The organism is Pseudolabrys taiwanensis (assembly GCF_003367395.1).
Classification (GTDB): Bacteria; Pseudomonadota; Alphaproteobacteria; order Rhizobiales; family Xanthobacteraceae; genus Pseudolabrys; species Pseudolabrys taiwanensis.
Genome location: NZ_CP031417.1, coordinates 4,784,532 through 4,810,602 on the forward strand (window position 1 = coordinate 4,784,532; position 26,071 = coordinate 4,810,602).

Consider the following 26,071-nt stretch of genomic DNA (forward strand, 5'->3'; position numbering starts at 1 on the left):
AAGGGGGAGGCGGCCAGCCGCCTCCCTTAACTGTCAGATGTGCGCCGATCGCCGAGCGATCAGATGTGGTAGCTCTTCAGCGGCTCGAAGCCGTTGAACGCCACCGCCGAGTACGTCGTGGTGTACGCACCGGTGCCTTCGATCAGCAGCTTGTCGCCGATCTCGAGCGACACCGGCAGCGGGTACGGCGTCTTCTCGTACAGCACGTCGGCCGAATCGCAGGTCGGGCCGGCGAGCACGCACGGGGTCATCGCGTCGCCGTCCCGCGTCGTGCGGATCGGGTAGCGGATGGACTCGTCCATCGTCTCGGCGAGACCGCCGAACTTGCCGATGTCGAGGTACACCCAGCGCACGTCGTCTTCCTCGCTCTTCTTCGAGACGAGAACGACCTCGGTCTCGATGATGCCGGCGTTGCCGACCATGCCGCGGCCCGGCTCGATGATCGTTTCCGGGATGCGGTTGCCGAAGTGCTTGCGCAGCGCCTTGAAGATGGCGTTGCCGTAGGTCTTCACCGTCGGCACGTTCTTCAGGTACTTGGTCGGGAAGCCGCCGCCGAGGTTGACCATCGACAGGTTCATGCCGCGCTCGCCGCACTCACGGAACACCGCCGCCGCCGAAGCGAGGGCGCGATCCCAGGCGTGCTGGTTGCGCTGCTGCGAACCGACGTGGAACGACACGCCGTAGGGCTCGAGGCCGAGCTTCAGTCCATGCTCCAGGACGTCGACCGCCATGCCCGGCTCGCAGCCGAACTTGCGCGACAACGGCCATTCCGCACCGACGCAGTCGGAGAGGATGCGGCAGAACACGCGGCTGCCCGGCGCGACGCGGGCGATCTTCTCGACCTCGGCCTTGCAGTCCACGGCGAACAGACGGATGCCCAACGCGAAGGCGCGCGCGATGTCACGCTCCTTCTTGATGGTGTTGCCGTAGGAGATGCGGTCCGGCGTCGCACCGGCGGCCAGCGCCATCTCGATCTCGGCGACCGAAGCCGTGTCAAAGCACGAGCCGAGGCCGGCGAGCAGCGAGAGCACTTCCGGCGCCGGGTTCGCCTTGACGGCGTAGAAGACGCGCGTGTCCGGCAGCGCCTTGGCGAATGCGGTGTAATTGTCGCGCACGACCTCGAGGTCGACGACAAGGACGGGACCTTCGTCGATGCCACGCTCGCGGCGGACGCGCAGGAACTCACGAATGCGCTCGGTCATTGGCGCACACTCCCAGCTCAAGGGACGGCCATAGCCGTCCGGTTCGCGGTTTAGGAGCCCGCGGGCAGGTGCGCGATGGGGACGCAGCCGTGCCTTAAGCTCTTAACCGCTAGTGCTGCCTTGAGATTGGAGGGGCGATCCCCGCCGCACTGTTGGCAAGATGGACAAGCCTCGTCGGTAACCCGTCGCTGGCGGTGGATGGCCAGCAGAGACCAAAGAAGCCCGCTCCGTCGTTGCTTTAAGCCGCGTCCCCTGCTGAGAGCAGAGTGCGCCGGTTTCGCCTCCGGCTGCCGATCAGAAGACTTGAGGCTACTTACTCTTCTCTCTTGGAGAAGGAGCTCGCTGACCTCAGGCGGCTGGCCGGCCTCTTGTCCGGCTACCTACCGATCGACACACGGCCACAGGCACGTGCGAAATTGGGCAAGAGTGGAAATAACACTTTTCTGACGTTGTGCAAGCGAATTAGTTCGCGCTGCGCACAATCATCCTTAACTTTTCCGCTGCGCGTCGCTCACAACGACGCGAGCGTACTCACGAGCGTGCTGTGAAGGGCTCGATGCGGTGTGCGTTGCGGATGAACTGCGCCATCACAGCGATGCCGACGAGCACGAAGAGGCCGTCGAGGATGCGTTGACCGGTCGAGCCGAGATCGAACAGCGTCGCGAGCGCCCACGAGCCAGCGAAGGCCGCGCCAAACACTTCCGCGCCGATCAGGATGGCGGCGCTGATCACGGTGATGACGTTCAGCCAGACGATGCGGCGGCCAGTGCTCGTGCCAGATGCGGCCATGGGTCTCTCCTTTACGCGGCCGCAATGTCTCCGAAATGCGCGGCGGGATCAAGGCCGCTTTGATCCTGCTCATGGCGGGCGGCATCCGAGTGAGAAACCCTTGCGCCATGGGCATTCTGAGCATGCAGAGACTGGTCCGCCCCGGGCTGGCCGTATTGGTGGCGGCAGGGCTTGCGCTCGGCGTCGCCGCCTGGCTCGGCGGCCCCGCGGGCTGGGCGGACGCGATCTGGACCGCCGTCACGCTGCCGGTGCTGCTGGTCCTCGTTGTCGAGATCGTGGCGAGCTTGCGGCGTGGCGATGTCGGGCTGGATATCGTCGCTGCCCTGTCGATGAGCGCCGCGCTGCTGGTCGGCGAGGCGCTGGCCGCGGCCATCGTTGCGCTCATGTACGCCGGAGGTCAGTACCTCGAAGCCTTCGCCGAGCGGCGTGCCCGCCGCGACATGACGGCGCTCTTGTCGCGCGTGCCGCGCACCGCGCTGCGTCACCGCGACGGCGCGCTGGAAGAAGTCGCGTTGGACCTGATCATGCCGGGCGATCGGCTTCTGCTGCGGCGTGGCGACGTGGTGCCGGTCGATGGCGTCGTCGCCAGCGGTGTCGCGGTGCTCGATCAGTCGGCGCTCACCGGCGAGGCGTTGCCCGTGAAGCGTGCGGCCGGCGAGGCCGTGCTCAGCGGCTCGACCAATGCCGGCGATGCCTTCGACCTCACGGCCGAGCACCGGGCGGCAGAGAGTACCTATGCCGGCGTCGTCCGGCTGGTGGAGGCGGCGCAGCGCTCGCGCGCGCCGATGGCCCGGCTCGCCGACCGCTACGCCTTGATGTTCCTCGGTATCACCGTGGCGCTGGCCGCGGCCGCCTGGTGGCTGTCGAGCGATCCGATCCGCGCGGTGGCGGTGCTGGTGGTGGCCACGCCCTGTCCGCTGATCCTGGCGGTGCCGGTCGCGCTGGTATCGGGTCTCTCCCGCGCGGCCAAGCTCGGCATCCTCATCAAGGGTGGCAAGGCGATCGAGAACCTTGCCCGCGTGCGGGCTCTGGTGATCGACAAGACCGGTACCCTCACGGTCGGCGAGGCACGAATCGTGAGCATGCGCGCGGTCGCAGGTCTCAGCGAGGACGCGTTGCTGCGCTTTGCGGCCTCGCTCGACCAGGCCTCCAAGCACATCATCGGCCAGACCCTGGTCGCCGAAGCGCAGCGGCGCGGCTTGAGCCTGGCGGTCCCCGCCGAAGTCGTCGAGACGCCCGGTGAGGGGCTCGTCGGCCTTGTCGACGGCCACAGCGTCATCGTTGGCGGACTGCACTTCGTTGCCTCGAAGACCGCCGATGGCGGCACCGCTCTGTTGCCGCGCGATCGGCAACCGGGCGCGCTCGCTGTCGCGGTGGCGGTCGACGGCAAGCTGGCCGGCGTGATCGTGCTGGCCGACAAACTGCGGGCGGGGACCGAGCAACTCCTCAGTGCGCTCCGCGCGCTGGATATCGAACGCATCGTGCTGGCGACCGGCGACCGCCACGACGTCGCACGCTTCATCAGCGCCGGTCTCTCGCTCGACCAGGTACGCTCGGAGCTCACGCCCGATCAGAAGATCCTGGTGGTGCTGTCCGAGCGCAAGAACGGTCCGGTGATGATGATCGGCGATGGTGTCAACGACGCCCCGGCGCTCGCCGCCGCTGACGTCGGAGTCGCCATGGGCGCCAAAGGCGCGGCCGCATCGGCCGAAGCCGCCGACGTGGTTCTGCTCGTGGATCAGCTTGACCGCGTGCTGCCGGCGATCAAAATCGCGCGACGCTCGCGGGCGATCGCGCTGCAGAGCGTCGCCGCCGGCATGGGACTGTCGGTCCTCGCGATGGTCGCGGCGGCCTTGGGCTATCTCGTGCCGGTGGAGGGCGCCCTGCTGCAGGAGGCGATCGACGTCGCCGTCATCTTCAACGCGCTGCGGGCGTTGCGCGGCTGAGGGGGCGCCCGTAGATAGGGCAGATGACCCAGACACCCGCCCAGAACCCGCTCCTGTCCGACTTCGCCGCGGCCTTCGGCCTGCCGGACTTCGCCGCGATCAAGCCGGAACATTACCGCCCCGCTTTCGATGCCGCGCTGGCGGAGCACCGGGCCGAGATCGACGCCGTCGCGGCGTCGGCCGAGCCGCCGACCTTCGCCAATACCATCGAAGCGCTCGAGAAAAGCGGCCGCAGCCTGGAGAAGGTCGCCAATGTCTTCTTTGTGCTCGCCGGCGCCGATACCTCGGATGCGCTGGAGGCGGTGGAGCGTGACATCTCGCCGCTGCTGGCCCGTCACTCGAACGCGCTTTATCTCAATGCGCCTTTGTTCAAGCGCATCGACGATCTCTATGCCCGCCGCGAGACGCTCGGCCTGACGCCCGAGCAGGCGCGGGTGCTCGAGCGGTATCATACCCGCTTCGTGCGGGCCGGCGCCGGCCTCGACAAGGCGGCGCAGGACCGGCTGGCGGCGATCAACGAGGAACTGGCGACGCTTGGCACCAAGTTCAGCCAGAACGTGCTCGCCGACGAGAAGGCCTATGCGCTGATCCTGGAGGAAGGCGATCTCGCCGGCCTGCCGGACTTCGCCCGCGCCGCCGCGGCCGCCGCGGCCGAGGAGCGCGGTCACAAGGGCAAATACGCTATCACGCTCGCGCGTTCGTCCTGCGAAAGCTTCCTGCAGTTCTCATCGCGCCGCGATCTGCGCGAGAAGGTGTTCGAGGCCTGGATCAAGCGCGGTGAAAACGGTGGCGCGACCGACAACCGTGCGACGATCGCCGAAACCGTGAAGCTGCGCGCCGAGCGGGCCAAGCTCCTCGGCTTTGCGACCTTCGCCGACTACCGGCTCGACGACCAGATGGCCAAGACGCCGGCCGCCGCGCGCAAACTGCTCGATGAGGTCTGGGGCCGTGCCCGCGCCAAGGCGCTCGTCGAGCGCGATGCGCTGCAGGAGATGATCGCGGCCGAGGGCGCCAACTTCAAGCTCGCGCCGCACGACTGGCGCTATTACGCCGAGAAGCTGCGCAAGGCGAAATACGATCTCGACGAAGCCGAGATCAAGCCGTACTTCCAGCTCGACAAGATGATCGAGGCGGCGTTCGAGACGGCGCAGCGGCTGTTCGGCCTCACCTTCACGCCGGCCAACGTGCCGCTCTACCACCCCGACGCGCGCGCCTGGGACGTGAAGGACAAGTCCGGCGCGCATGTCGCCCTGTTCATCGGCGACTACTTCGCGCGTGGCTCCAAGCATTCCGGCGCCTGGATGACCTCGCTACGCGATCAGCAGAAGCTGATCGGCGACACGCGCCCGGTCGTGCTCAATGTCTGCAACTTCACCAAACCGGCGGCGGGCGAGCCCGCCTTGCTGTCGTTCGACGACGCGCGGACGCTCTTCCACGAGTTCGGCCACGGCCTGCACGGCATGCTGTCGAACGTGACCTATCCGCTCTTGTCGGGCACGGCGGTGTCCAGCGACTTCGTCGAACTGCCGTCGCAGCTTTACGAGCATTGGCTGGAAGTGCCGGCGATCCTCGAGAGGTATGCGCGCCACGCCAAGACCGGCGAGGCGATGCCGAAGGCGTTGCTGGACCGCCTCTTGGCGACGCGCACCTACGGCCAGGGCTTTGCCACGGTCGAATACACCGCCTGCGCTCTGGTCGATCTCGACGTGCATGGCCGCCAGGACGACACGCCGCTCGATGTCACCGCGTTCGAGCGCGACGATCTCGAGCGCATCAAGATGCCGGCGGAAATTGTCATGCGCCACCGCCTGCCGCACTTCTCGCATCTGTTCTCCGGCGGCGGCTACGCGGCCGGTTATTACTCGTACATGTGGTCGGAGGTGCTCGACGCCGACGCCTTCGAAGCCTTCGAGGAGACCGGCGACGCCTTCGATCCGGCGACGGCGCAGCGCCTGCGCGACTTCATTTACAGCGCCGGCAATCTACGTGACCCGGCCGAGGCGTATAAAGCGTTCCGCGGCCGTCTGCCGGCGGTCGATGCGCTGCTCAAGAAGCGCGGTCTCGATGATGTGGCGGCGTAAGGTCGTAAGCGCGCAACGCGTGCTCTTCACCTCTCCCATAGGCCGAGTGAGGGGTTGTAGCTTATCGAGAGATCGTTACCCCCTAACCCCAACCCTTTCCCTAACGGGGAGAGGGAGCTCCGCCGTGCCCGCGGCGTCTTTGTTCCTTTAATGCGAGCGCCGTATGAACCGTTACACCTCTGGTCATAAACGCGGCGTGGTTGCCGCGCCGCATGCCGCCGCGGTCGCCGATGGCCGCGCCATCCTCTCGGAAGGCGGCAATGCCATCGAGGCGATGATCGCCATGGCGGCGTCCATCGCCGCCGTCTATCCGCACATGAACCATATCGGCGGCGATGGCTTCTGGCTGATCCGCGAGCCGTCCGGCCGCGTGCGCGCGCTGATGGGCGCGGGCCGCGCCGGCGCCAAGGCGACGGCGCGCTTCTATCGCGACGCTGGTCACGATGAGATTCCAGCCCGCGGGCCGCATGCGGCGCTCACCGTGCCGGGTGCCATCGCCGGCTGGTCATTGGCGCAGGAGGCGGCCGAAGCCCTCGGCGGCAAGATGCCGCTCGACCTGTTGCTGGCGCCGGCGATCAAGCATGCGCGTGAGGGCTACACGGTCACGCGCAGCCAGGCCGCGCTGACACAGGACAAGCTTGCCGAACTGAAAGACGTGCCCGGTTTCGCCAAGGTCTTCCTTGCTGACGGCAAGGTGCCGGAGCAGGGCGCGAAGCTGACGCAGGCGGCCTTTGCCGCGACGCTCGAACACCTCGCCCATGCCGGCCTCGACGACTTCTATCGCGGCGACGTCGGCCGCGAGATTGCCGCCGACCTGGAGCGCATAGGCTCGCCGGTGACGCGCGCCGATCTCGAAGCCTATCGCGGCTGGGTCGCCGCGCCGCTCAGCGTCCAGGCCGGCGGCCATACGCTCTATAATGCGCCGCCGCCGACGCAAGGTTTGGCATCCCTCATTATACTCGCGCTGTTCTCGCGCCTGCGGGTGGAGAAGGCGGAAACCTTCGAGCACATCCACGGCCTGGTCGAGGCGACCAAGCGCGCCTTCCGCGTGCGCGACCGGGTCATCACCGATCCGGATCGAATCAGCGTCGATCTCGATCGCTTGTTGTCGCCCGCTTTCCTCGACGAGCAGGCTGCCAAGATCGATCCGCGCAAGGCGGCGCAGTGGCCGGCGCCTTACGGCGAGGGCGATACGATCTGGATGGGCGCGGCCGACGCGTCCGGCCTCGTCGTGTCTTATATCCAGTCGATCTACTGGGAGTTCGGCTCCGGCTGCGTGCTGCCGGCGACCGGCGTGCTGATGCAAAATCGTGGCGCCAGCTTCTCGCTTGAATCGGGCGCGGTGAACGCGCTGGCGCCTGGGCGACGGCCCTTCCACACGCTCAACCCGGCGCTCGCCGCGCTCAAGGACGGCCGCGTGATGGCCTATGGCACGATGGGCGGCGACGGCCAGCCGCAGACACAGGCCGCGGTGTTCACGCGCCACGTATTGTTTGGTCAGCCGCTCGAAGAGACGCTGGATGCGCCGCGCTGGCTGCTCGGGCGCACCTGGGGTTCGACGCATACCAACCTGCGCCTCGAGTCGCGGTTCGACGGCAACCTGATCGACCGCATGATGTCGGCGGGGCATGATGTTGCGGTGCTGGACGACGGCTATTCGGACACGATGGGCCACGCGGGAGCCGTCATTCTGCATCCCAACGGCACGATCGAAGGCGGCCACGACCCGCGCGCCGACGGCGGCGCGGCGGGCGTGTAAGCAGCCACGTACAGCGGATGTCGAGGTGCCCTCTCCTATGAGGGGAGAAGGCATAGTCAGATGCGCCGCAGCCTCGAACGTCGTCGCGTCGATGTTCTAGTATTCGTTTTCCCAATGGCTACGGTGCGCGCGCCAGCGAAGAGGCCGCACCGTGCACGATCATTCCCACAGTCACGCGCCGAAGGATTTCGGCCCGACGTTTGCGATTACGACGGGCCTGAACGTTGCGTTGGTGATCGGCCAGGGCATCTTTGGCTTCTACGCCAATTCGCTCGCGCTCCTCGCCGACGCCGGTCACAACCTCAGCGACGTCATGGGGCTGTTGCTGGCCTGGGGTGCTGTCGCCATCGCCAGTTGGCGGCCGAGCCCCCGTTACACCTATCGTCTGCACGGCGCGTCGATTCTGGCGGCATTGGCCAACGCTTTGCTGCTGCTCGCAGCGGTCGGTGCCATTGCCTGGGAAGCGATCCAGCGTTTCAATGCGCCGGAGGAGGTTGCGAGCGGCACGGTGATCGTGCTCGCCGCGCTCGGCGTCGCCGTCAACGGCTTCTCCGCCTGGCTGCTCAGCCGCGGCAGCCGCTCCGATCTCAATGTCCACGGCGCCTTTCTGCACATGGTGGCTGATGCCGGCGTATCGGTCGCGGTTATCGTTGCCGCGGTCGGCATCCATTTTACCGGCTGGCAATGGCTCGACCCGGCGACCAGCCTTCTCATTTCGGTGGTGATCCTGGTCGGCACCTGGAATTTGTTGCGCGAGTCCCTGAAGCTGTCGCTCAACGCCGCGCCCGTCGGCACCGACCTTGCCGCGGTAGAGCGGTATTTGAATGAGCAACCGGAAGTCGCCAGCCTGCACGATCTGCATGTGTGGGCGCTCAGCACGACCGAGACCGCGCTGACGTGTCATATCGTGACACCGGCAGGGCATCCTGGTGATGCCTTTCTGCAGCGCGTTGCCGATGAATTGCATCACCGGTTCGACATCGGCCACTGCACCCTGCAGATCGAGCTGGGCGATGCCGGCCGTTGCGGCCTGGCACCGGACAACGTCTTCTGATGGCCTCTAATTCGCCGCAGATTGCCCTATAGTCGCCCGGCCTTTTTCGGGGTCGAAAGCCGTATGTTGAAACGCCTGGTTCTACTCGCCGCCATGCTGGCTGCCGCCTCGGCGGCGCAGGCGCATCCGCATGTTTGGGTGACGATGCGTACCGCGCTCGTCTACGACGAGGCGGGCAATATCACGGGTGTACGCCATGCCTGGGCGTTCGACGATATGTTCTCGGCCTTCGCCACCCAGGGCCTGGAGAGCAAAGAGAAGGGCAAGTTCACGCGCGAGGAGCTGGCGCCGCTCGCCAAAGTGAATGTCGAGTCGCTGAAGGAATACGAGTACTTCACCTATGTCACCGCCGATGGTCAGAAGGTCGCGCTGAATGATCCGGCGCCCGGCTACTGGCTCGACTTCAAGGATTCGGTCCTGACGCTCAATTTCACGCTGCCACTTAAGACACCGCTGAAGGCCAAGGAATTGAAGGTCGAGGTCTACGATCCGTCGATCTTCGTCGACTTCGAGTGGGCCAAGAAGGATCCGGTGTCCATGGTCGGGGGCAAGGGATGCAAGGCCGACGTGATGGTCCCGCGCGAGATGACGGCGCAGGAAGCTCGAAAGCTCGCTGAAATTCCGGCCGATGCGCCCAATGTCGACATGGCCTGGGGCGCGATGTTCGCAAACAAGATTCTGGTGCACTGCCCTTGATGGTCTAGGGCGCTCGCGGGGCGGCGAGGGGAAGCGTGAAACCATGATCCGGTCGGCCCGTCGGTCGCATTGGCTGCAAGCGGTGCTTGCAGTCGGGTGCATATTATTCGCGTTTGCGGTGATCGATGCCGCGCTAGCGCAGCCGTTCGGTATGTCGCGAAGCACCGCGCCGCCGGAGATTGGCGGATTCACTGGCTGGATCCTCGCCAAGCAGGCTGAATTCTACCGGCAGTTCTCGGGTCTCATCCGCGCCGCCAAAACCGATGGCAGCGCCGCCTACACTTTGATGGGGCTGTCGTTCCTTTACGGCATCTTCCACGCCGCGGGCCCTGGCCACGGCAAGGCGGTGATCTCGTCTTACCTCGTCGCCAATAACGAGACGTGGCGGCGCGGCGTGGTGCTGTCCTTCGCATCGGCCGTGCTGCAGGCGATCACCGCCATCGTCATCGTCGGCATCGCCGCGGTGCTGCTCGGCGCCACGGCCAAGATGATGGGCAACACCGTCCGCATCATCGAGACGGTGAGCTACGCGCTGATTATCTTGATCGGGCTACGGCTGTTGTGGGTGAAAGGCCGCGCGTTCCTGCGTCTGTGGCGCGGCGAAAAGGCGACCGCAGCCGCACACGACCATGCCCACGATCACGGCCATCACCACGATCACGCCCATGCCCATGGCCACGCACATGCCGAGGTCCATGGCCATGAGCACGATCATAGTCACAGCCACGCGCACCATGGCCAGACCTGCAGCCACGGCCATCATCATCACGATCATGACCACGACCACGAAGCGTCGGCCTGGGGCCACGCGCATGCGCCCGAGCCGCAGGAGCTTGCCGGCAAGCATTGGCTGCGACGCGGCCTCGCCGCCATTGTCGCGGTGGGTCTGCGGCCCTGTTCGGGCGCCATCATCGTCATGGTGTTTGCCCTGGCGCAAGGCATCTTCTGGATCGGCGTCGCCTCGACCTTCGTCATGGGCATCGGCACGGCGATTACCGTCACCGGCATCGCGACCATCGCCGTCGCCGCGCGCCACTTCGCCGGCCGTATCGCCAAGAGCAAAGCCGGCACCGGCATGCTGCTGATCCGCGGGCTGGAGACCGCCGCAGCGCTCGCCATCGTCTTCTTCGGCGTCGCACTGCTGACGGGCTACATGATCAGCGAGCGCATGGTGGGGGTGTGATCGCTTGCTTCCCTCTTCCCGTTCTTACGGGGAGAGGTGAGGCGGCGCCTCGCCGCGCGGCTAATGAAAATCCTCGTCGCGCAACTCGATCGGCTTGCCGTGCGGTGTGCGATCGCAAGCGTGCTCCCAGGCATGCTTGGTGCGGTGAAGGGTCTCGCGTGAGGTCACGCCTTTCTCCGCCACCAGCCGCTCCAGCGCGGCGAGCCAATGCAGGTAATATGTCTCGCCGGTGTCCGGATCGCCGGCGGCCTGCGCGCGCTTGATCTCGTCGCCGAGCGTCGCCGCCCATTCCGGCCAAGTGAAGACGCCCCGCTCGTGCAGCGCGAGGGCCATGGCGAAAGCCTGTGCTTCCCAAGGCTCGCGAAACACCGGGCCATCCTGGTCGCGGGGGATGCTCGGCACTTGGTCGGTCGCGCGGCGGGCCGCGGCTTGGTCGATCGCTGTCATGGTCAGGCCGGGTCGAGATAAGGCTCGAAGGCTTCGATCGACACCTTCAGCGTCGGATCGGAATCAGGCCCCCACAAGGCCGGCCCGTCGAACACGACCGTGTAGAGCCACTGCGGATCGTCGCCGCGGTTGGACGCCACCGAGTCGGGATAAAGATGGCAGCCCTGGCAGCGCTCGACGATCCCGATCTTGTCGCGCGCATAGCGCGGCAGCCGCGTATGCGTTGCCGGATGGATGTTCTTGGTGCGCACGCGGTCGCCCGGCTTGAACCGCGCCTCCGCCTGCGGCGGCCGGAAAAACGAGCCGCGCGTGAGCTTGTCCGGCACGAGGTCGGGCGTGAACTTGCGCGGCAGGGTCTTCCCCGGCCGCAACGCGTGACCGGCATCGAGCTCGTCCTTGCCGGCAAACCCGCGCTCGAGCACGTTCGCTTCCATTGCGAGTGCCCACTTCTGATAATAGGACGCCTCGAGATAGATGTGCGGGGGGAGGCGCTCCTGCGCATAGCGCGCATGGTCGATGTGCCAGGCGCCGGCAAAGCCCATGGCGCGCTGCATCGCCATCACGCGGCCTTCCCATTTCTCGTGGAACGGCGGCTCGTTTTGCTCGACCTCGACTTTGCCGAAGCCGTCCATGCCGCCCATGTCGTGAATGCCGTCCATTCCTCACCTCGTCGTTCCGGGGCGCGAGCGTAGCGAGCGAACCCGAAATCCAGAACCATCGTTTACGCCAGCTACCGGGTTCCGGATCGCTGCTTCGCGGCGTCCGGAATGACAGAAGGCTATGGCTTCTTCGGTTGCCCGGTCCCAATCATCGAATCGCGCGTGACGATCTCGGCAAGTTGCTCTTCGCTCCAGCCGTCGGTACCCGCGGGGCGCATCGGCAGCACGATGAAGCGCGTCTCCGCCGTCGAGTCCCAGACGCGGATCTCGGTTTCCTTCGGCAGTGTCATGCCGAAGTCGGCGAGCACGCCGCGCGGGTCCTTCACCACGCGCGAACGATAGGGCGCCGATTTGTACCAAATTGGGGGCAGGCCCAGCACTTCCCACGGATAACAGGAGCACAAGGTGCAGACGACCATGTTGTGCGTCGCCGGCGTGTTCTCGACGGCGACGAGATGATCGCCGACGCGGCTGACATGGCCGAGCGTCGCCACCGCCTTTGAAGCGTCTTCGAGCAGGGCGGCCTTGAAGGCGGGATCGGTCCAAGCCTTGGCCACGACGGCGGCGCCGTTGCGCGGGCCGATCTTCGTCTCATAGGCCTCGACGATGGCGTCGAGCGCCTTGGGATCGATGTAGCCTTTCTCCGACAGGACCGTCTCCAGCGCGCGGACGCGGAGCTGGGTGTCGGAGAGTTCGGAATGCTCGTGATCGTGGTCGTGATGATCGTGTGCCATGAGCGGAGTTTACCCGATCCACGTAGGTCGCGGTCAATCCCAGGCGCCGTCGTGCAGCGCGGCCGCCTCGTCTTCCAGCAGCGGCCCGATCACCTCGGTCGCACGCTGGCCGGCGGCAAAAACGGTGCGACAGGGTAGGTCCAAAGTCGGATTTTCCGGATGGTTCCCCGTGATCGTTTTCATGCGCTTTTCCGACAGGCCGTAGACGACGCGTCCGATGCCCGCCCAATAGATGGCGCCGGCGCACATCGCGCAAGGTTCCGCCGACATGTACATCGTGCAGGCCGCGAGTTGCGCCGGCCGGTAGTTTTTCGAGGCCCAGGTGGCGAGCAGCCGCTCGGCGTGGCCGGTCATGTCGTGATCGGGCATGAAGCCGTTTTCCTGCTCGGCGAGCACGGCGCCGTCCGGTCCGGCGAGCAGCGCGCCGAACGGATGCATGCCGTGCGCCCGCGCCCGTCGCGCGACCGCGAAGGTCTGGCGCAGGAGGTCTTCGTCATTCTTTTCCGCCATGCGCACAACTTAGCGGTTGCCGGCACGCTGTCCATCGCAGCCTTGCGAACACGGGGCCGCGGGCGTTGTATGGCGGGACTTCCCTCCCGTGAAAGGGGAGGGTGGCTGGCCGAAGGCCAGCCCCAACAATCGTCATGGCCGGGCTTGTCCCGGCCATCCACGTCTTTGAGAATAGAGATCAAGAACACGTGGCTGCCCATAACGGTGAGGAACGCTGGGACCGACATGAAAGCCTCCGATCTATTCAGCCTTAAGGGCCGCGTGGCGCTGGTGACCGGCGCATCGAGCGGGCTCGGCATCCAATTCGCCAAGGCCCTGGCCGACAACGGCGCGGCGATCGCGCTGGTGGCGCGGCGCGCCGAGCGTCTTGCCAAGCTCAAGAGCGAGATCGAAGCGCAGGGCGGTCGTGCCGTCGCCATCGAGGCCGATGTCACCGACCACGCCGCGATGGTGCGCGCCTTCGATGAAGCCGAAAAAGCCTTCGGCACGGTGACGATCCTCATCAACAATGCGGGCGTCGCGCAGCAGCCGGTGCGCGCGACCGACGTGACGCCGGAAGAATGGCGGCGCGTGCTCGGCGTCGATCTCGATGCGGTGTTCTACTGGGCGCAGGAGGCCGCGCGCCGCATGGTGGCGGCGAAGGCGGCGGGTTCGATCGTCAACATCGCCTCGGTGCTCGGCTACGGCGTCGCCAAGGGCGTCGCATCTTATGCCACGGCCAAGGCAGCGGTGATCCAGGTGACGAAATCGCTCGCCGTCGAACTTGCCTTCAAGGGCGTGCGCGTCAACGCGATCGCGCCGGGCTGGTTCGTGACCGAGATCAACGACAAATATCTGGAGAGCGAGGCCGGCGCCGCCATGAAGCGCGACATCCCGATGGGCCGCTTCGGCGAAGCGGGCGATCTCGACGGCACATTGCTGCTGCTCGCCTCGGATGCCGGCCGCTATATCACCGGCACGACCATCGTCGTCGACGGCGGGCAAGTCGTGCAGATCAAGGGATAGCGTCGATCCGTCATCCTGAGGTGCGAGCGCGTAGCGCGAGCTTCGAAGGATGACGGCACTGATTGAACGGCCGTCATCCTTCGAGGCGCACCTTCGGTGCGCACCTCAGGATGACGGAGAGCGAAAAGAGCGAGGCAATAGAAATGGACTTCACCCTTTCTCCCGAGATCGAAGACATCCGCCTGCGCGTGCGCGCGTTCATCGAGGAGCACGTGCTACCGCTGGAGTCCGATCCGGAGAATTTCGCCGACTACGAGAACATCCCGCATGAGCGGCTTCAGCCCGTGCGCGAGAAGGCGAAGGCGGCCGGCCTGTGGGCGCCGCAAAGCCCGAAAGAGTACGGCGGCATGGGCCTGCCGGTCGGTGCCTGGCCGGCCATCTATGAAGAAGCCGCGCGCTCGATCTTCGGGCCGCTTGCCATCCATTGCATGGCGCCGGACGACGGCAACATGAACGTGCTCGCCAAGGTCGGCACGCCGGCGCAGAAAGAGAAGTGGCTACGCCCGATCGTCGAGGGCAAGGTGCGTTCGGCCTTCGCGATGACCGAGCCGTCGCCGGGCTCCGGCTCCGATCCCGGCATGATGCTGACCCGCGCCGAGAAGAAGAACGACCGCTACGTCGTCCGTGGCCGCAAGTGGTTCATCACCGGCGCGGAAGGCGCCGCGCATTTCATCCTGATGGCGCGCACATCGGACGACGCGCGCCGTGGCCTCACGGCCTTCCTCTTCCACAAGGACCAGCCGGGTTGGCGCATCGTGCGCCGTATTCCGATCATGGGGCCGGAGGAACACGGCGGCCATTGCGAGCTCGAGTTCGACGGCCTCGAGATTCCGTTCGAGAACGTGCTGATGGGCGAAGGCGACGGCCTCAAGGTGACGCAGATCAGGCTCGGGCCGGCCCGGCTTACGCACTGCATGCGCTGGCTCGGCTTCTCCAAGCGCTGCATGGAGATCGCGCAAGAATACGTCGCCCATCGCGAGGGCTTCGGCATCAAGCTCGCCGACCGCGAGAGCGTGCAGATCAAGCTCGGCGAGGTGGCGCATCAGATCCAGATCGGCCGCCTGTTGACCATGCACGCGGCATGGAAGCTCCAGCAGGGCTCGCGTGCGCGCAAGGAAGTTTCGATGGCCAAGATCCAGGTCGCCAACACTTTGCACAATGCGGCCGACGTCGCGATCCAACTCAACGGCGCGCGCGGCTATTCCAAGGACACGATCCTGGAGTGGGTCTATCGCTATGCGCGCTCGGCGCGGCTCGTCGATGGCGCTGACGAAGTGCACAAGATGGTGCTCGCGCGCTTCATGCGCGAGGAAGGCCGCGACTTCTGGAAGTGGGGATGAGGACTTCGGTCATCCCCGCGAAAGCGGGGATCCAGTACGCCGCAGTCTATCGATAGCACACGGTGTACTGGATCCCGGGTCTCGCGCAAGAGCGCTCGCCCGGGATGACATGGAATTTCTATCCGGTGAAAAATCAGCGCGCGTGTTCACGGCGTCAAAATGATATCGGCACGTTGTTACGTTTGTTGTGCTTGGCCGGATGCCATGACGTCGCTATACGACTCCGCGCAACAGAGCGCAGAGCATGGCGTCACCGATCACGATCCGCATGGGCGGCTACGGGCCGCCGACCACCAGCTTCTCCAAATCGCTCACCTTCATCGGCGACAAGTTGCGCGCGGCGTTCGGCGACCGCGTTGCCGTCGATTACGTCTTCAACATCATGGATCACGGCTACAAGGCCGAGGATATCCTGACGCTCGTCGAAAACGGCGAGCTCACGCTCGGCTATCAGTCGTCGAGTTATCTGACCGACCGCGTGCCCGAGCTCGGCTTTGTCGACCTGCCGTTTCTCTTTGCCGACAACGCGCAGGCGCGCGCTGCGATGGACGGCGCGCTCGGCCAGTATCTCGTCGGCAAGATCGAGGAGCGGGTCGGCTACCGCATCCTCGGCTGGTTCGAGAACGGCTTCCGCCACATCTCCAACAAGCTTCGACCGATCCATACGCCGGCCGACATGAAGGGCATGTCGATCCGCGTGCTGCCGAGCGACGTCCACAAGCGCACTTTTGAATTGCTCGGCGCGGTGGCGATGCGCATGGATCTCACCGAGGCGATCGCCATGATCAAGGCCGGCACCCTCGACGCGCAGGAAAACCCGCTCGCCAACACGGTCACGTATGGCGTGCACAATTTTCATAAGTATCACACGCTGACCTCGCACTTCTACGTGTCGCGCCCGATCTTCCTGCATCGGCCGTCATTCGAAGGCTGGCCGCGGGATGTGCAGGACGCGATGCGCAAGCTCGTGGCCGACGCGGTCGCCTATCAGCGCAAGCTGGCGCTCGAGGAGCAGGATGCGGCACGCCGAACGATCGAGGCGGCCGGCTGCGAGGTCGTCGCATTGACGGCGCTCGAGCATGCGGCCTTCGTCGATGCGGTGCAGCCGCTCCTCGCCGAGGCGCGCAGCGCATACGGCGAGGACATGTTCAGGATGGTTGGGACGAGCTAGCCGTCATTCCGGGACGCGAGCGAGCCGGAATCCATACGCCGCTGCGCTGCAGAATATGGATTCCGGGCTCATCCACCTACGCCCTTCGGGCTCCGGCGGATGCCCCGCAATGACAGCTCTCACTCGATCCTGATGTTCGCCGACTTGATCACCTTCGCCCACTTGTCGCTTTCGCTCTTCATGTAGGCGGCCATCTCGGCCGGGCTCGACTGTAGCGGGTCGATGCCGGCGCCGATCAGCTTCTGCTTGATTTCGGGATCGGTCACCGCCTTGACGTAGGCGTCATGGAATTTGGTGACGATGTCGGCCGGCGTCTTCGCCGGCAGCACGAAGCCCTGCCATGCCCAGGCCTCGTAACCCGGCACGTCCTTCGACACGGGCGGCACGCCCGGCAGCCCGTAGAACTCGCCGGGCGAGGCCACGGCGATGGCCTTGATCTGCTTGTTGGTGAGCTGGCCGCGCGCGGTGGCGAAGTCGATGAACATCATGCCGATCTGGCCGCCGACGAGGTCCTGGATCGCCGGCGCCGCGCCGCGATACGGCACATGGTTGAGCTTGATGCCGGCCGATTGCGCGAACAGTTCGGCGGCGAGATGGAACGGCGAACCGACGCCGACCGAGGCGTAGTCGATCTTGCCCGGCGCCTTCTTGGCTTCGTCGATCAGTTCCTTGACCGAGTTCACCTTTAGCTTGTCGGTGTTGACCAGCAACACCACAGCGAAGCGGCCGGTCAATGAGATCGGCGCGAAGTCCTTCTCGGCATCGAAATTGAGCTTGGCGTACAGGCTCTTGTTGGCGGCGTAAGTCGCGGTGTCGCCGAGCAGGAACGTGTAGCCGTCCGGCTGCGCGCGCGCGACCTGCTCGGCGCCGAGATTGGTGCCGGCGCCGGGCCGGTTCTCGACCACGATTTGCTGTCCGAGCGTCTGGCTCATCGGCGTCGCGACCAGCCGTGCGAAATAGTCGGTGCCGCCGCCGGCGGGGTAGGGGACGATCAAATGGATCGGTCGGCTCGGCCAGCTTTGTGCGAACGATGAAGATGGGGCAGCCAGAACGGCGCCCGTTGCCATGAGAAATGTACGGCGGTCGAGTGTCATTATCGGTTTCCTTCCCTCTGGGCGGTCTGAAGAGAGCCGCTTTGGGAAGATGATTGCACGTGAAACCAAATTCCGCCAGAGGGTCAGGCGGGGACCGGGCGCATGCGCACGCGCAGCACCAGCGCGGCGATGATGACGACGTTGAGCAGATTGGTGCCGATGCCGACGCTGAAGGCCGGCGCGTAGTAGCCGAAGTGGTCGTAGAGCAGCCCGGCGAGCCAGCCGCCCGCCGCCATGCCGCCGCCGCTGAACAGCAGCAGCGTCGGAATGCGCCAGGAAGCCTCCGACGCCGGAAACAGTTCGCGCAGGCTCAGCACGTAAGCCGGAATGATGCCGGAAAAGCCGAGGCCGAACGCGGCGCTGACCGTGAATAGACCGGCTTCGCTCTGCGTCAGCAGCAGGCCGATCATCGATGCGGTCTGCCAGACCGAGCCGATCAACACGGTCGACAGCCCGCCGATACGATCCGAAATGGCGCCCCAGGCCTGGCGGCTGAGGAAGGCGGTGCCGAGCAGCACCGACAGCATCAACGCGCCGACCGAGCGCGAGAAGCCGAGGTCGCTGCAGAACGCGACCAGATGGCCCTGCGGCATGGACATCGGAATGCAGCACAGGACGGAGGCAACGCATATCGCGCCGAAGACGACATTCGGCGGCCAGCCGAGCACATGGTCCGCGGTGCTGCCCTTGCGTTGCGCGGGGGCGGCGACGACGACTTCCGGCGCCGGGCCGAAATAACGCAGCGCCAGCGGCACGATCACGATAACCGCCGCCGCTCCGTAAAAGAGCATCGTCTCGCGCCATCCGACCGTTGCGATGGCGCGCTCGAAGATCGGCGGCCAGAGAGCGCCGGCGAGATAGCTGCCGCTCGAGATGAGCGCCAGCGCCGAGCCGCGCCGGCGGTCGAACCAGCGGCTGACATAAATGTAGAGCGGCGCGTTGATGCCGCCGAGGCCGATGAACCCGATGAACAGGCCGTGGCCGATCCATAACGGCCATGGTGCGCCGAGCGTGGAGATCGCAAGGCCGAGCGCGATCATGAAAGCGCCGGCCAAGACGGTCCAGCGCGTGCCAACGCGCTCGGCGAGCGTGCCCATGAGAATGCCGCCGATGCCCGAGCCGAGCCAGGCGAGCGAACTGCCGAGCGCCGGGACCGAACGCACACCGCCGACTTCGGCGGCAATTTCCGTCAGCGCCACGGCGGTGATCCACGCGCCGCCCGACGCCATCAGCAACGTCACCAACGCCACGAAGGCGACGACCCACGAGGCTTTGGTTTCGATCGAGGTGGTGGATTGCAGCATTCAAAGGACCCGGCTGGGCCGTTTGTACCGCGTTTGGGCGATTTGGCCACTGAACCGGGCGCAGGTGCGCCATGCTTGGTGCACAGCGGAAGAGAGAGCGATCAGTCGTCCTGCAAGGCGGTCGCCGGCAGCCAGAAGACTTCGCCGGAGCTCTCGGCTGTATCGAGCCAGAGAAATTCCGTCTCCGGATAATCGCGTTCGAGGATGTCGCGGCCGCGGCCGATCTCGCACAGCAAGCCGCCTTCGGGGTTCAGGTGCGCGCCGGCCTCGGCCAGGATGCGCCGCACAATGTCGAGGCCATCGTCGCCGCCGGCATGGGCCATGCGCGGCTCTTTCGTGAACTCGGGCGGAAAGTCGGCGACGGCCTCGGCGTCCACATAAGGCGGATTGGTCAGGATGATGTCGTAGACCGTGTCGCCGACGGGCGCGAAGAGATCGCCTTTCATCAACGTGATGCGGTCCTCGAGGCCATGCTCGGCGACGTTGATCTTGGCAACGTCGAGCGCATCCTTCGACAGGTCGACCGCATCGACATGCGCGTTGGGGAAGATGTCGCAGGCGAGGATCGCCAGGCACGCCGAGCCGGTGCACAGCTCGAGCACATTCGTCACCGCTCCGGGATCGATGAGCGGCTGTTCGCCGGTGAACAGGTCGCCATAGAGCAGTTCGGAGAGATACGAGCGCGGAACGATGACGCGCTTATCGACGTAGAAGCGGTGGCCTTGAAGGTAGGCGCAGTTCAGGAGATAGGCCGCCGGCACGCGCTGCCGCACCCGTGTCTCGATGAGGCCGAACACCTTCTTGCACTCGGCCGCCGTCAGCCGCGCCGGCAGGAACGAGTCGACGCGGTCGTGCGGCAGGCCGAGCGACTCGGTCACCAGGAAGATCGCTTCCTCGACGGCGTCGTGGGTGCCCTGGCCGAAGGCGAGCTTGGCGTCGGTAAACCGCGTCACCGCGTAGCGCACGAAGTCCAGGACGGAGGCGAGTTCGCGGGGCGGGGTCTTCGTTCCGGTCGTCGCCGCGGACTTCTTTACGGTCTTGCTTACGGTCTTGGCCATTTCACATCCTGTCGGGCGCCGGGGCTCGGCGCTTCGTGTGATTATCACAGCCTTGCCGGGATACGGCGCCCCTTGGCCGGGCGATATCGCATTGCACCAAAATGCGTGACAAAAAGGCCGGACGAAATTTCATTTCGAGACGTGCGGTAGCCACGAAATTCTCCGCAGGCATTTGAATAAACGGGCTTATTTCACCTTTACGTGTTTCCTGTCGGGAGGCGTTCGCCTATATGGTAGAGGCAAGCCGGCCGATACCACAGCGCCAACGGGCGCCGTTCGAGGACACGCTGATGACGCTCCGACCCGTCTCCCTCGACGACAAATACGATCTGAACCAGCAGCACGTGCTGGTGACCGGTTATCACGCGCTCGTCCGTGCCTGCCTGATGCAGAAGGAGCGCGACCGCCGGGCTGGCCTGAATACCGGCGGCTTCGTTACCGGCTATCGCGGCTCCCCGCTCGGCGGTCTCGACCAGCAGTTCATGCGCGCGTCGCGCCAGATCACCGCCGCCGACATCAAGTTTCAGCCGGGCCTCAACGAGGAACTGGCGGCGACGGCCGTCTGGGGCAGCCAGCAGTCCGAACTCCGCGGCGAAGGCAAGTTCGATGGCGTCTTCGGCATGTGGTACGGCAAGGGCCCCGGCGTCGATCGCTCCGGCGACGTGTTCCGTCACGCCAACATGGCCGGCACGTCGAAGCATGGCGGCGTACTCGCCTTGATGGGCGACGACCACACCGCCGAGTCCTCGACCACCGCGCACCAGTCCGAATTTCATTTCGTGGACGTGATGATGCCGATCCTGAACCCGGCCGGGGTGCAGGAGATCATCGATTACGCGCTCTACGGCTGGGCGATGTCGCGCTACACCGGCACCTGGACCGCCCTCAAATGCATGCACGAGACGGTGGAGTCGACCGGCGTGGTCGATGGCCGCGTCGATCGCATCGACCTCGTCACGCCGGCCGACTTCGTCATGCCCGACGGCGGCCTCAACATCCGTCTGGTCGACACCATTCTCGGGCAGGAAGCGCGGCTGCACGACTTCAAGCGCGACGCGATGCTCGCCTTCGTGCGCGCCAACAAGCTCAACAAGATCATCACGACCGGCGGACGCGCGCCCAAGATCGGCATCGTCACGACCGGCAAGGCCTATCTCGACGTGCGCCAGGCCTTCGACGAACTCGGTATCGACGAGGTCAAGTGCAACGACATTGGCATCCGCCTGTTCAAGATCGGCTGTGTCTGGCCGATCAGCCGGCAGGAACTGGCCGCGTTCGCGGAAGGGCTCGACCTCATCATCGTCGTCGAGGAGAAGCGCTCGCTGATCGAAGTGCAGGTGCGCGAGGAGCTTTACGGCACCGCCAATCAGCCGGTCTGCATCGGCAAGAAGGATGAAGAGGGCAACTGGCTGTTCCCGGTCAAGGGCGCGCTCGATCCGAACGATGTCGCCATCTGCATTGGCGATCGCATCCTGCGCTACATCGGGGCGAATGACGAGATCGCGGCGCATGTGGCGCGCCTGAAGTCGGCGCAGCGCGCTTTGGCCGAGACCGGCGACGTCGCGGTGCGCATCCCCTATTTCTGCTCGGGCTGCCCGCACAACACCTCGACCCGCGTGCCGGAAGGCTCGCGCGCTTATGCCGGCATCGGCTGCCACTTCATGGCGCAGTGGATGGAGCGCAAGACGCTCGGCTTCACGCAGATGGGCGGCGAGGGCGCCAACTGGATCGGCGAGTCGCCGTTCTCCAAGCGCGACCACGTGTTCCAGAACCTGGGCGACGGCACCTACAATCATTCGGGCTATCTCGCCATTCGCGCCGCGATCGCGTCCGGCGTGACCATGACCTACAAGATTCTCTACAACGACGCGGTTGCGATGACCGGCGGCCAGCATCACGACGGCACGCTGACCGTGCCGCAGATCGCCGCCCAGGTGGCGGCAGAAGGCGCCAAGCGCATCGTCGTCGTCTCCGACGAGCCGTGGAAATATGCCAAGGACACCGAGTGGCCGCGCGGGCTGACGATCCATCACCGCGATGAGCTCGACGCCGTGCAACGCGATCTCGCGACCGTGCCGGGCGTCACCGTGCTGATCTACGACCAGACCTGCGCCGCCGAGAAGCGCCGCCGCCGCAAGCGCGGCACCTTCCCCGATCCCGACAAGCGCGTCGTCATCAACGATCTCGTCTGCGAGGGCTGCGGCGACTGCGGCCAGAAATCGAACTGCGTCTCGGTGCAGCCTTTGGTGACCGAGTGGGGCCGCAAGCGCACCATCGACCAGTCCAGCTGCAACAAGGACTTCTCCTGCCTCAACGGCTTCTGCCCGTCCTTCGTCACGGTGCACGGCGCCAAGCTCAAGAAGGGCGAGAGCGTCGCCGAGCCGGCCGGCTGGCAGCCGCTGCCGGCGCCGACCCTGCCGCAGACGAACCATCCGTTCGGCATCATCGTGACCGGCGTCGGCGGTACCGGCATCGTCACCATCGGCGCCGTCATGGCCATGGCCGCCCACCTCGAAGGCAAGGGCGTCGGCGTCATCGACATGGCCGGCCTCGCGCAGAAGGGTGGCGCGGTCTACAGCCACATCCGCATCGCCAACACGCCGGAAGAAATCCACGCCATCCGCATCGCCGCCGGCGGTGCCGACCTCGTGCTCGGCGGCGATATCGTCGTTGCCGGCAACAAGAAGGTGCTGACCGCGATCAAGGAAGGCAACACGCGCGTCATCGCCAATACGACGGAGTTCCTGCCGGGCGATTTCACCCGCAATGCCGACTTCTCGCTGCCGACCGAAAGGCTCAAGCGTGCGATCGCCGGCGCCGCCGGCCGCGACAACAGCCATTTCATTGATGCGACCAAGCTCGCGACCGCGCTGCTCGGCAATTCGATCGGCGCCAACATGTTCATGCTGGGCTATGCCTATCAGCTCGGCGCGCTGCCGCTGTCGGACGAATCGATCGAGAAGGCGATCGAGATGAACGGCGAAGCGGTGAAGATGAATCTCGCCGCCTTCCGTTACGGCCGCCGCGCCGCGATCGACCTTGCCGCCGTGCAGTCGCTGGTCGAGCCGAAGCAGGTCGAGAACGATTCACTGACGCTGTCGCAGAGCTTCGACGAGATCGTGGCGCGCCGCGAGGCGTTCCTGACGGCGTATCAGAGCAAGCGTTACGCGCGCCGCTACCGCAAATGGGTCGATAAGGTGCGCGCCGCCGAAGGCGCGAAGGTGCCCGGCCAGAATGCGCTGAGCGAAGCGGTCGCGCGCTATCTGTTCAAGCTGATGGCCTACAAGGACGAATACGAGGTGGCGCGGCTTTATACCGACACTTCGTTCTTCGAGCGGGTGAAGGGCTCGTTCGACGGCGATTTGCGCTTCGAGTTCCATCTGGCGCCGCCGCTCCTCGCCAAGAAGGATCCGCTCACCGGCGAGCCGAAGAAGATGACCTTCGGTCCCTGGATGCTGAAGGCGTTCGGTGTGCTGGCCAAGTTCAAGGTGTTGCGCGGCACGCCGCTCGACATCTTCGGCTACAGCGAGGAGCGCCGCACCGAGCGCAAGCTGATCGCAGACTATGAGGCGTTGCTCGAAAAGCTGATGGCGGAGCTCACGCCCGATAACCACCAGACCGCCGTGGCGCTCGCCTCCATTCCGGAGAAGATCCGCGGCTACGGCCCGGTGAAGGCGCGGCATCTAACTGCCGCCAAGGCGGAAGAGGCGGGCTTGCGCGAGCAGTTCGCCGCCGGCAGCACGCCGTTCCTCAAGGCGGCGGAATAGCCGACCGCTTGTTGCAAATCATTCTGCGTCGTTTGCGACGAATTGCTGGACCGCGGCAGGCTTGACCGGCGTCCGGCGGTGTTTTCATATCGATACAACGAGACTGTCCTGAAAGAGACAGCCGGGGAAACGCGGCCGCGCGGTAAAGCGGGGCCTTTGGGAGGAGGGGTCTGTGGCGTTGGGCGCCGCCGGTCAGGCTGATACGTTTGCGAAGCTGTTGATCCGCAACGCCGATCTGTACGGCGCGCGGCCGGCCATGCGGCACAAGGACCTGGGCATCTGGCAAAGCTGGACCTGGCAGGACACGCTGGCGATCGTGCGTGCCTATGCCGTGGGCCTGCACAAGCTCGGCCTCAAGCGCGGCGAGACCATTGCCATCGTCGGTGCCAACCGGCCGAAGCTCTATTGGTCGGTGATGGCGGCGCAGATGATGGGCGCGATCCCGGTGCCGGTCTATGCCGACGCCGTCGCCAACGAACTCGCCTTTGTGCTCAACCATGCCGAGGTGCGCTTTGCCGCGGTGGAGGACCAGGAACAGGTCGACAAGATCCTGCAGGTGCAGGAGCAACTGCCGAAACTCGAGCAGGTGCTGTACGACGAGCCACGCGGCCTGCGCGACTACGACCATGCCCGCTTGCATGCGATCGACAGTGTGATCGCCAACGGCCGCAAGGCGCTGGCCGAAGATGCCGCGGCGCGCGCGTGGCTGGATGACGAAATTGCCGCCGGCAAGGGGTCCGATCCGTCCATCATCCTCTACACCTCCGGCACGACCGGCACCTCGAAAGGCGTGGTGCTGTCGAACGAGCGCTCGATCAAGGCCGCGTCCGATACGGTGGCGTTCGATCATCTGACCGAGCAGGATGTCGCGCTCGCGTATCTGCCGCTGGCCTGGGTCGGCGACCACTATCTCAATTACGCGCAAGGCATGGTCGCGGGTTTTTGTCTCGCCTGTCCGGAAAGCGCCGATACGGCGATGGCGGACCTGCGCGAGATCGGTCCCAGCTTCTACTTCGCGCCGCCGCGCACGCTCGAACTGCTGCTGACGCGCGTGATGATCCGCATGGAGGACGCCGGCCTCCTCAAGCGTAAGCTGTTCCATTATTTCATCGGCGTCGCGCGGCGTTATGGCGAGCGCATCCTCAACGGCGAGCCGGTGCCGCTGCAGGGGCGGCTGCTCTATGGGCTCGGCAATCTGCTCATTTACGGGCCGCTCAAGAACGTGCTTGGCTTCACGCGCGTGCGCACGGCCTACACCGCCGGCGAGGCGATCGGTCCGGATCTGTTCGCCTTCTACCGCTCGATCGGCCTGAACCTGAAGCAGCTCTACGGTCAGACCGAGGCGTTCCTCTACGTCACCGCGCAGCCGGACGGCGCCATCTACTCCGATACGGTCGGCCCGGCCTGCCCGAATGTCGATATCCGCATCGCCGACAATGGCGAGGTGCTGTTCAAGTCGCCCGGCATGTTCACCGGTTATTTCAAGGATGCCGAGAAGACCGCCGAGGCGCTGACGCCCGACGGTTTCGTCAAGACCGGCGACGCCGGCTTCTTCGACGAGAAGACCAAGCAGCTCAAGATCATTGATCGCGCCAAGGACGTCGGCAAGCTCACCGACGGCACGTTGTTCGCGCCGAAATACATCGAGAACAAGCTCAAGTTCTTCCCCAATATCCGGGAGGCCGTGGCCTTCGGCGACAAGCGCGATTTCGTCTGCGTGATGCTCAACATCGATCTCACCGCGGTGAGCAGCTGGGCCGAGCGCAACAACGTCGTCTACGCTTCGTATCAGGAATTGGCCGGTCATCCGCTCGTCTACGACATGCTCGAGAAACACGTCGCCGAGGTGAACCGCTCGCTCGCCGCCGACAAGATGATGGCGGGCGCGCAAATCAGGCGCTTCCTGATCCTGCATAAAGAACTCGATGCCGACGATGGCGAACTGACGCGGACACAGAAAGTGCGCCGCAACTTCATTGCCGAGCGCTACGCGCCGCTCATCACCGCGTTCTACGACGGCTCGAGCGAGGCCGATATCGCGACCGAGGTGACGTTCGAAGACGGCCGCAAGGGCGTGATCAAGGCGCGGGTGAAGATTAGGGACATGCAGCCGGTGTCGCCGACGTTGGAGAAGGCGGCATGACGCGGGCCGTCGCACGCCGGCCTTTCTTTCCCTCCCCCCGCGAAGCGGTGGGGAGGGTCGGTTCATATCGCGATAGCGATATGAACCGGGGTGGGGGGCGCTTTGCCACCTGCAAGAATCCCCCCCACC

20 protein-coding genes are annotated in these 26,071 nt (G+C 65.5%); 11 read left to right on the top strand and 9 right to left on the bottom strand.

What is annotated here, in order from left to right; genetic code table 11:
- Positions 1–59: 59 nt before the first annotated feature.
- Together DW352_RS22760 and DW352_RS22770 are read right to left on the bottom strand one after the other, a co-directional pair.
- Positions 60–1,202 carry a type III PLP-dependent enzyme gene (locus DW352_RS22760; protein ID WP_115693469.1) on the bottom strand — a complete coding sequence of 381 codons (1,143 nt, stop codon included), beginning with the start codon at positions 1,200–1,202 and terminating at the stop codon, positions 60–62.
- A 531-nt stretch (positions 1,203–1,733) separates the two neighbouring features.
- Positions 1,734–1,991: a hypothetical protein gene (locus DW352_RS22770; protein WP_115693470.1), complete on the bottom strand. Its 258-nt coding sequence runs from the start codon at positions 1,989–1,991 to the stop codon at positions 1,734–1,736.
- 122 nt (positions 1,992–2,113) lie between these two features.
- Here DW352_RS22770 and DW352_RS22775 point away from each other — a divergent pair, with 122 nt between their 5' ends.
- From DW352_RS22775 to DW352_RS22800, 6 genes are all read left to right on the top strand, one after another.
- Positions 2,114–3,937, top strand: a complete 1,824-nt coding sequence (locus tag DW352_RS22775) for a heavy metal translocating P-type ATPase (protein ID WP_115694562.1) — start codon at positions 2,114–2,116, stop codon at positions 3,935–3,937.
- 23 nt (positions 3,938–3,960) lie between these two features.
- Entirely contained in the window at positions 3,961–6,018 is a 2,058-nt protein-coding gene (locus DW352_RS22780; RefSeq protein ID WP_115693471.1) for a M3 family metallopeptidase, read from the top strand.
- A 163-nt stretch (positions 6,019–6,181) separates the two neighbouring features.
- Positions 6,182–7,777 carry a gamma-glutamyltransferase family protein gene (locus DW352_RS22785; protein ID WP_115693472.1) on the top strand — a complete coding sequence of 532 codons (1,596 nt, stop codon included), beginning with the start codon at positions 6,182–6,184 and terminating at the stop codon, positions 7,775–7,777.
- A 151-nt stretch (positions 7,778–7,928) separates the two neighbouring features.
- The gene (locus DW352_RS22790; protein WP_115693473.1) at positions 7,929–8,831 is read left to right on the top strand and encodes a cation diffusion facilitator family transporter; all 903 of its coding nucleotides are present in this window, start codon (positions 7,929–7,931) and stop codon (positions 8,829–8,831) included.
- A gap of 63 nt (positions 8,832–8,894) precedes the next feature.
- Complete coding sequence (locus DW352_RS22795) at positions 8,895–9,527, top strand: DUF1007 family protein (protein ID WP_115693474.1); 633 nt, start codon at positions 8,895–8,897, stop codon at positions 9,525–9,527.
- Positions 9,528–9,678: 151 nt separating this feature from the next.
- Positions 9,679–10,710 (top strand): nickel/cobalt transporter, encoded by a 1,032-nt coding sequence (locus DW352_RS22800; RefSeq protein WP_245434223.1) that lies wholly within the window; start codon positions 9,679–9,681, stop codon positions 10,708–10,710.
- A gap of 60 nt (positions 10,711–10,770) precedes the next feature.
- Here the strand turns inward: DW352_RS22800 and DW352_RS22805 are convergent, their stop codons facing one another.
- The 4 genes from DW352_RS22805 to DW352_RS22820 all read right to left on the bottom strand — a co-directional run bounded on the left by DW352_RS22805 (position 10,771) and on the right by DW352_RS22820 (position 13,060).
- Positions 10,771–11,157 (bottom strand): nitrile hydratase accessory protein, encoded by a 387-nt coding sequence (locus DW352_RS22805; protein ID WP_115693476.1) that lies wholly within the window; start codon positions 11,155–11,157, stop codon positions 10,771–10,773.
- A gap of 2 nt (positions 11,158–11,159) precedes the next feature.
- Positions 11,160–11,816: a nitrile hydratase subunit beta gene (gene nthB / locus DW352_RS22810; RefSeq protein WP_115693477.1), complete on the bottom strand. Its 657-nt coding sequence runs from the start codon at positions 11,814–11,816 to the stop codon at positions 11,160–11,162.
- 119 nt (positions 11,817–11,935) lie between these two features.
- Positions 11,936–12,550, bottom strand: coding sequence for a nitrile hydratase subunit alpha (gene nthA / locus DW352_RS22815; RefSeq protein WP_115693478.1), 615 nt, complete (start codon positions 12,548–12,550; stop codon positions 11,936–11,938).
- Positions 12,551–12,583: 33 nt separating this feature from the next.
- The gene (locus DW352_RS22820; protein ID WP_115693479.1) at positions 12,584–13,060 is read right to left on the bottom strand and encodes a nucleoside deaminase; all 477 of its coding nucleotides are present in this window, start codon (positions 13,058–13,060) and stop codon (positions 12,584–12,586) included.
- Between the two features lie 225 nt (positions 13,061–13,285).
- Here DW352_RS22820 and DW352_RS22825 point away from each other — a divergent pair, with 225 nt between their 5' ends.
- The 3 genes from DW352_RS22825 (at position 13,286) to DW352_RS22835 (ending at position 16,576) form a co-directional block, all read left to right on the top strand.
- Entirely contained in the window at positions 13,286–14,065 is a 780-nt protein-coding gene (locus tag DW352_RS22825) for an SDR family NAD(P)-dependent oxidoreductase (RefSeq protein WP_115693480.1), read from the top strand.
- A 143-nt stretch (positions 14,066–14,208) separates the two neighbouring features.
- Entirely contained in the window at positions 14,209–15,405 is a 1,197-nt protein-coding gene (locus tag DW352_RS22830; RefSeq protein ID WP_115693481.1) for an acyl-CoA dehydrogenase family protein, read from the top strand.
- Positions 15,406–15,649: 244 nt separating this feature from the next.
- Positions 15,650–16,576 (top strand): TRAP transporter substrate-binding protein, encoded by a 927-nt coding sequence (locus tag DW352_RS22835; RefSeq protein WP_115693482.1) that lies wholly within the window; start codon positions 15,650–15,652, stop codon positions 16,574–16,576.
- A gap of 119 nt (positions 16,577–16,695) precedes the next feature.
- On the opposite strand, the gene DW352_RS22840 is transcribed toward DW352_RS22835, so the two are convergent.
- The 3 genes from DW352_RS22840 to prmB all read right to left on the bottom strand — a co-directional run bounded on the left by DW352_RS22840 (position 16,696) and on the right by prmB (position 20,032).
- Entirely contained in the window at positions 16,696–17,670 is a 975-nt protein-coding gene (locus tag DW352_RS22840; protein WP_115693483.1) for a Bug family tripartite tricarboxylate transporter substrate binding protein, read from the bottom strand.
- A gap of 83 nt (positions 17,671–17,753) precedes the next feature.
- A complete protein-coding gene (locus DW352_RS22845) occupies positions 17,754–18,974 on the bottom strand; it encodes an MFS transporter (protein WP_115693484.1) in 1,221 nt (406 codons plus the stop codon).
- 101 nt (positions 18,975–19,075) lie between these two features.
- Positions 19,076–20,032, bottom strand: a complete 957-nt coding sequence (prmB, locus tag DW352_RS22850; RefSeq protein WP_115693485.1) for a 50S ribosomal protein L3 N(5)-glutamine methyltransferase — start codon at positions 20,030–20,032, stop codon at positions 19,076–19,078.
- A gap of 290 nt (positions 20,033–20,322) precedes the next feature.
- Here prmB and DW352_RS22855 point away from each other — a divergent pair, with 290 nt between their 5' ends.
- Together DW352_RS22855 and DW352_RS22860 are read left to right on the top strand one after the other, a co-directional pair.
- Positions 20,323–23,799: an indolepyruvate ferredoxin oxidoreductase family protein gene (locus DW352_RS22855; RefSeq protein WP_115693486.1), complete on the top strand. Its 3,477-nt coding sequence runs from the start codon at positions 20,323–20,325 to the stop codon at positions 23,797–23,799.
- Positions 23,800–23,977: 178 nt separating this feature from the next.
- A complete protein-coding gene (locus DW352_RS22860; RefSeq protein ID WP_425374671.1) occupies positions 23,978–25,942 on the top strand; it encodes an AMP-binding protein in 1,965 nt (654 codons plus the stop codon).
- The last annotated feature ends 129 nt before the right edge of the window (positions 25,943–26,071 follow it).

What these genes read in the sequence shown, in the direction of transcription:
- DW352_RS22830 (WP_115693481.1), top strand. Translation starts at nt 14,209, where the DNA reads ATGGACTTCACCCTTTCTCCCGAGATCGAAGACATCCGCCTGCGCGTG.
- prmB (WP_115693485.1), bottom strand. Translation starts at nt 20,032, where the DNA reads ATGGCCAAGACCGTAAGCAAGACCGTAAAGAAGTCCGCGGCGACGACC.
- nthB (WP_115693477.1), bottom strand. Translation starts at nt 11,816, where the DNA reads ATGGACGGCATTCACGACATGGGCGGCATGGACGGCTTCGGCAAAGTC.
- DW352_RS22780 (WP_115693471.1), top strand. Translation starts at nt 3,961, where the DNA reads ATGACCCAGACACCCGCCCAGAACCCGCTCCTGTCCGACTTCGCCGCG.
- DW352_RS22795 (WP_115693474.1), top strand. Translation starts at nt 8,895, where the DNA reads ATGTTGAAACGCCTGGTTCTACTCGCCGCCATGCTGGCTGCCGCCTCG.
- DW352_RS22805 (WP_115693476.1), bottom strand. Translation starts at nt 11,157, where the DNA reads ATGACAGCGATCGACCAAGCCGCGGCCCGCCGCGCGACCGACCAAGTG.
- DW352_RS22785 (WP_115693472.1), top strand. Translation starts at nt 6,182, where the DNA reads ATGAACCGTTACACCTCTGGTCATAAACGCGGCGTGGTTGCCGCGCCG.
- DW352_RS22760 (WP_115693469.1), bottom strand. Translation starts at nt 1,202, where the DNA reads ATGACCGAGCGCATTCGTGAGTTCCTGCGCGTCCGCCGCGAGCGTGGC.
- DW352_RS22775 (WP_115694562.1), top strand. Translation starts at nt 2,114, where the DNA reads ATGCAGAGACTGGTCCGCCCCGGGCTGGCCGTATTGGTGGCGGCAGGG.
- DW352_RS22800 (WP_245434223.1), top strand. Translation starts at nt 9,679, where the DNA reads ATGTCGCGAAGCACCGCGCCGCCGGAGATTGGCGGATTCACTGGCTGG.
- nthA (WP_115693478.1), bottom strand. Translation starts at nt 12,550, where the DNA reads ATGGCACACGATCATCACGACCACGATCACGAGCATTCCGAACTCTCC.
- DW352_RS22820 (WP_115693479.1), bottom strand. Translation starts at nt 13,060, where the DNA reads ATGGCGGAAAAGAATGACGAAGACCTCCTGCGCCAGACCTTCGCGGTC.
- DW352_RS22840 (WP_115693483.1), bottom strand. Translation starts at nt 17,670, where the DNA reads ATGACACTCGACCGCCGTACATTTCTCATGGCAACGGGCGCCGTTCTG.
- DW352_RS22855 (WP_115693486.1), top strand. Translation starts at nt 20,323, where the DNA reads ATGACGCTCCGACCCGTCTCCCTCGACGACAAATACGATCTGAACCAG.
- DW352_RS22770 (WP_115693470.1), bottom strand. Translation starts at nt 1,991, where the DNA reads ATGGCCGCATCTGGCACGAGCACTGGCCGCCGCATCGTCTGGCTGAAC.
- DW352_RS22825 (WP_115693480.1), top strand. Translation starts at nt 13,286, where the DNA reads ATGAAAGCCTCCGATCTATTCAGCCTTAAGGGCCGCGTGGCGCTGGTG.
- DW352_RS22835 (WP_115693482.1), top strand. Translation starts at nt 15,650, where the DNA reads ATGGCGTCACCGATCACGATCCGCATGGGCGGCTACGGGCCGCCGACC.
- DW352_RS22845 (WP_115693484.1), bottom strand. Translation starts at nt 18,974, where the DNA reads ATGCTGCAATCCACCACCTCGATCGAAACCAAAGCCTCGTGGGTCGTC.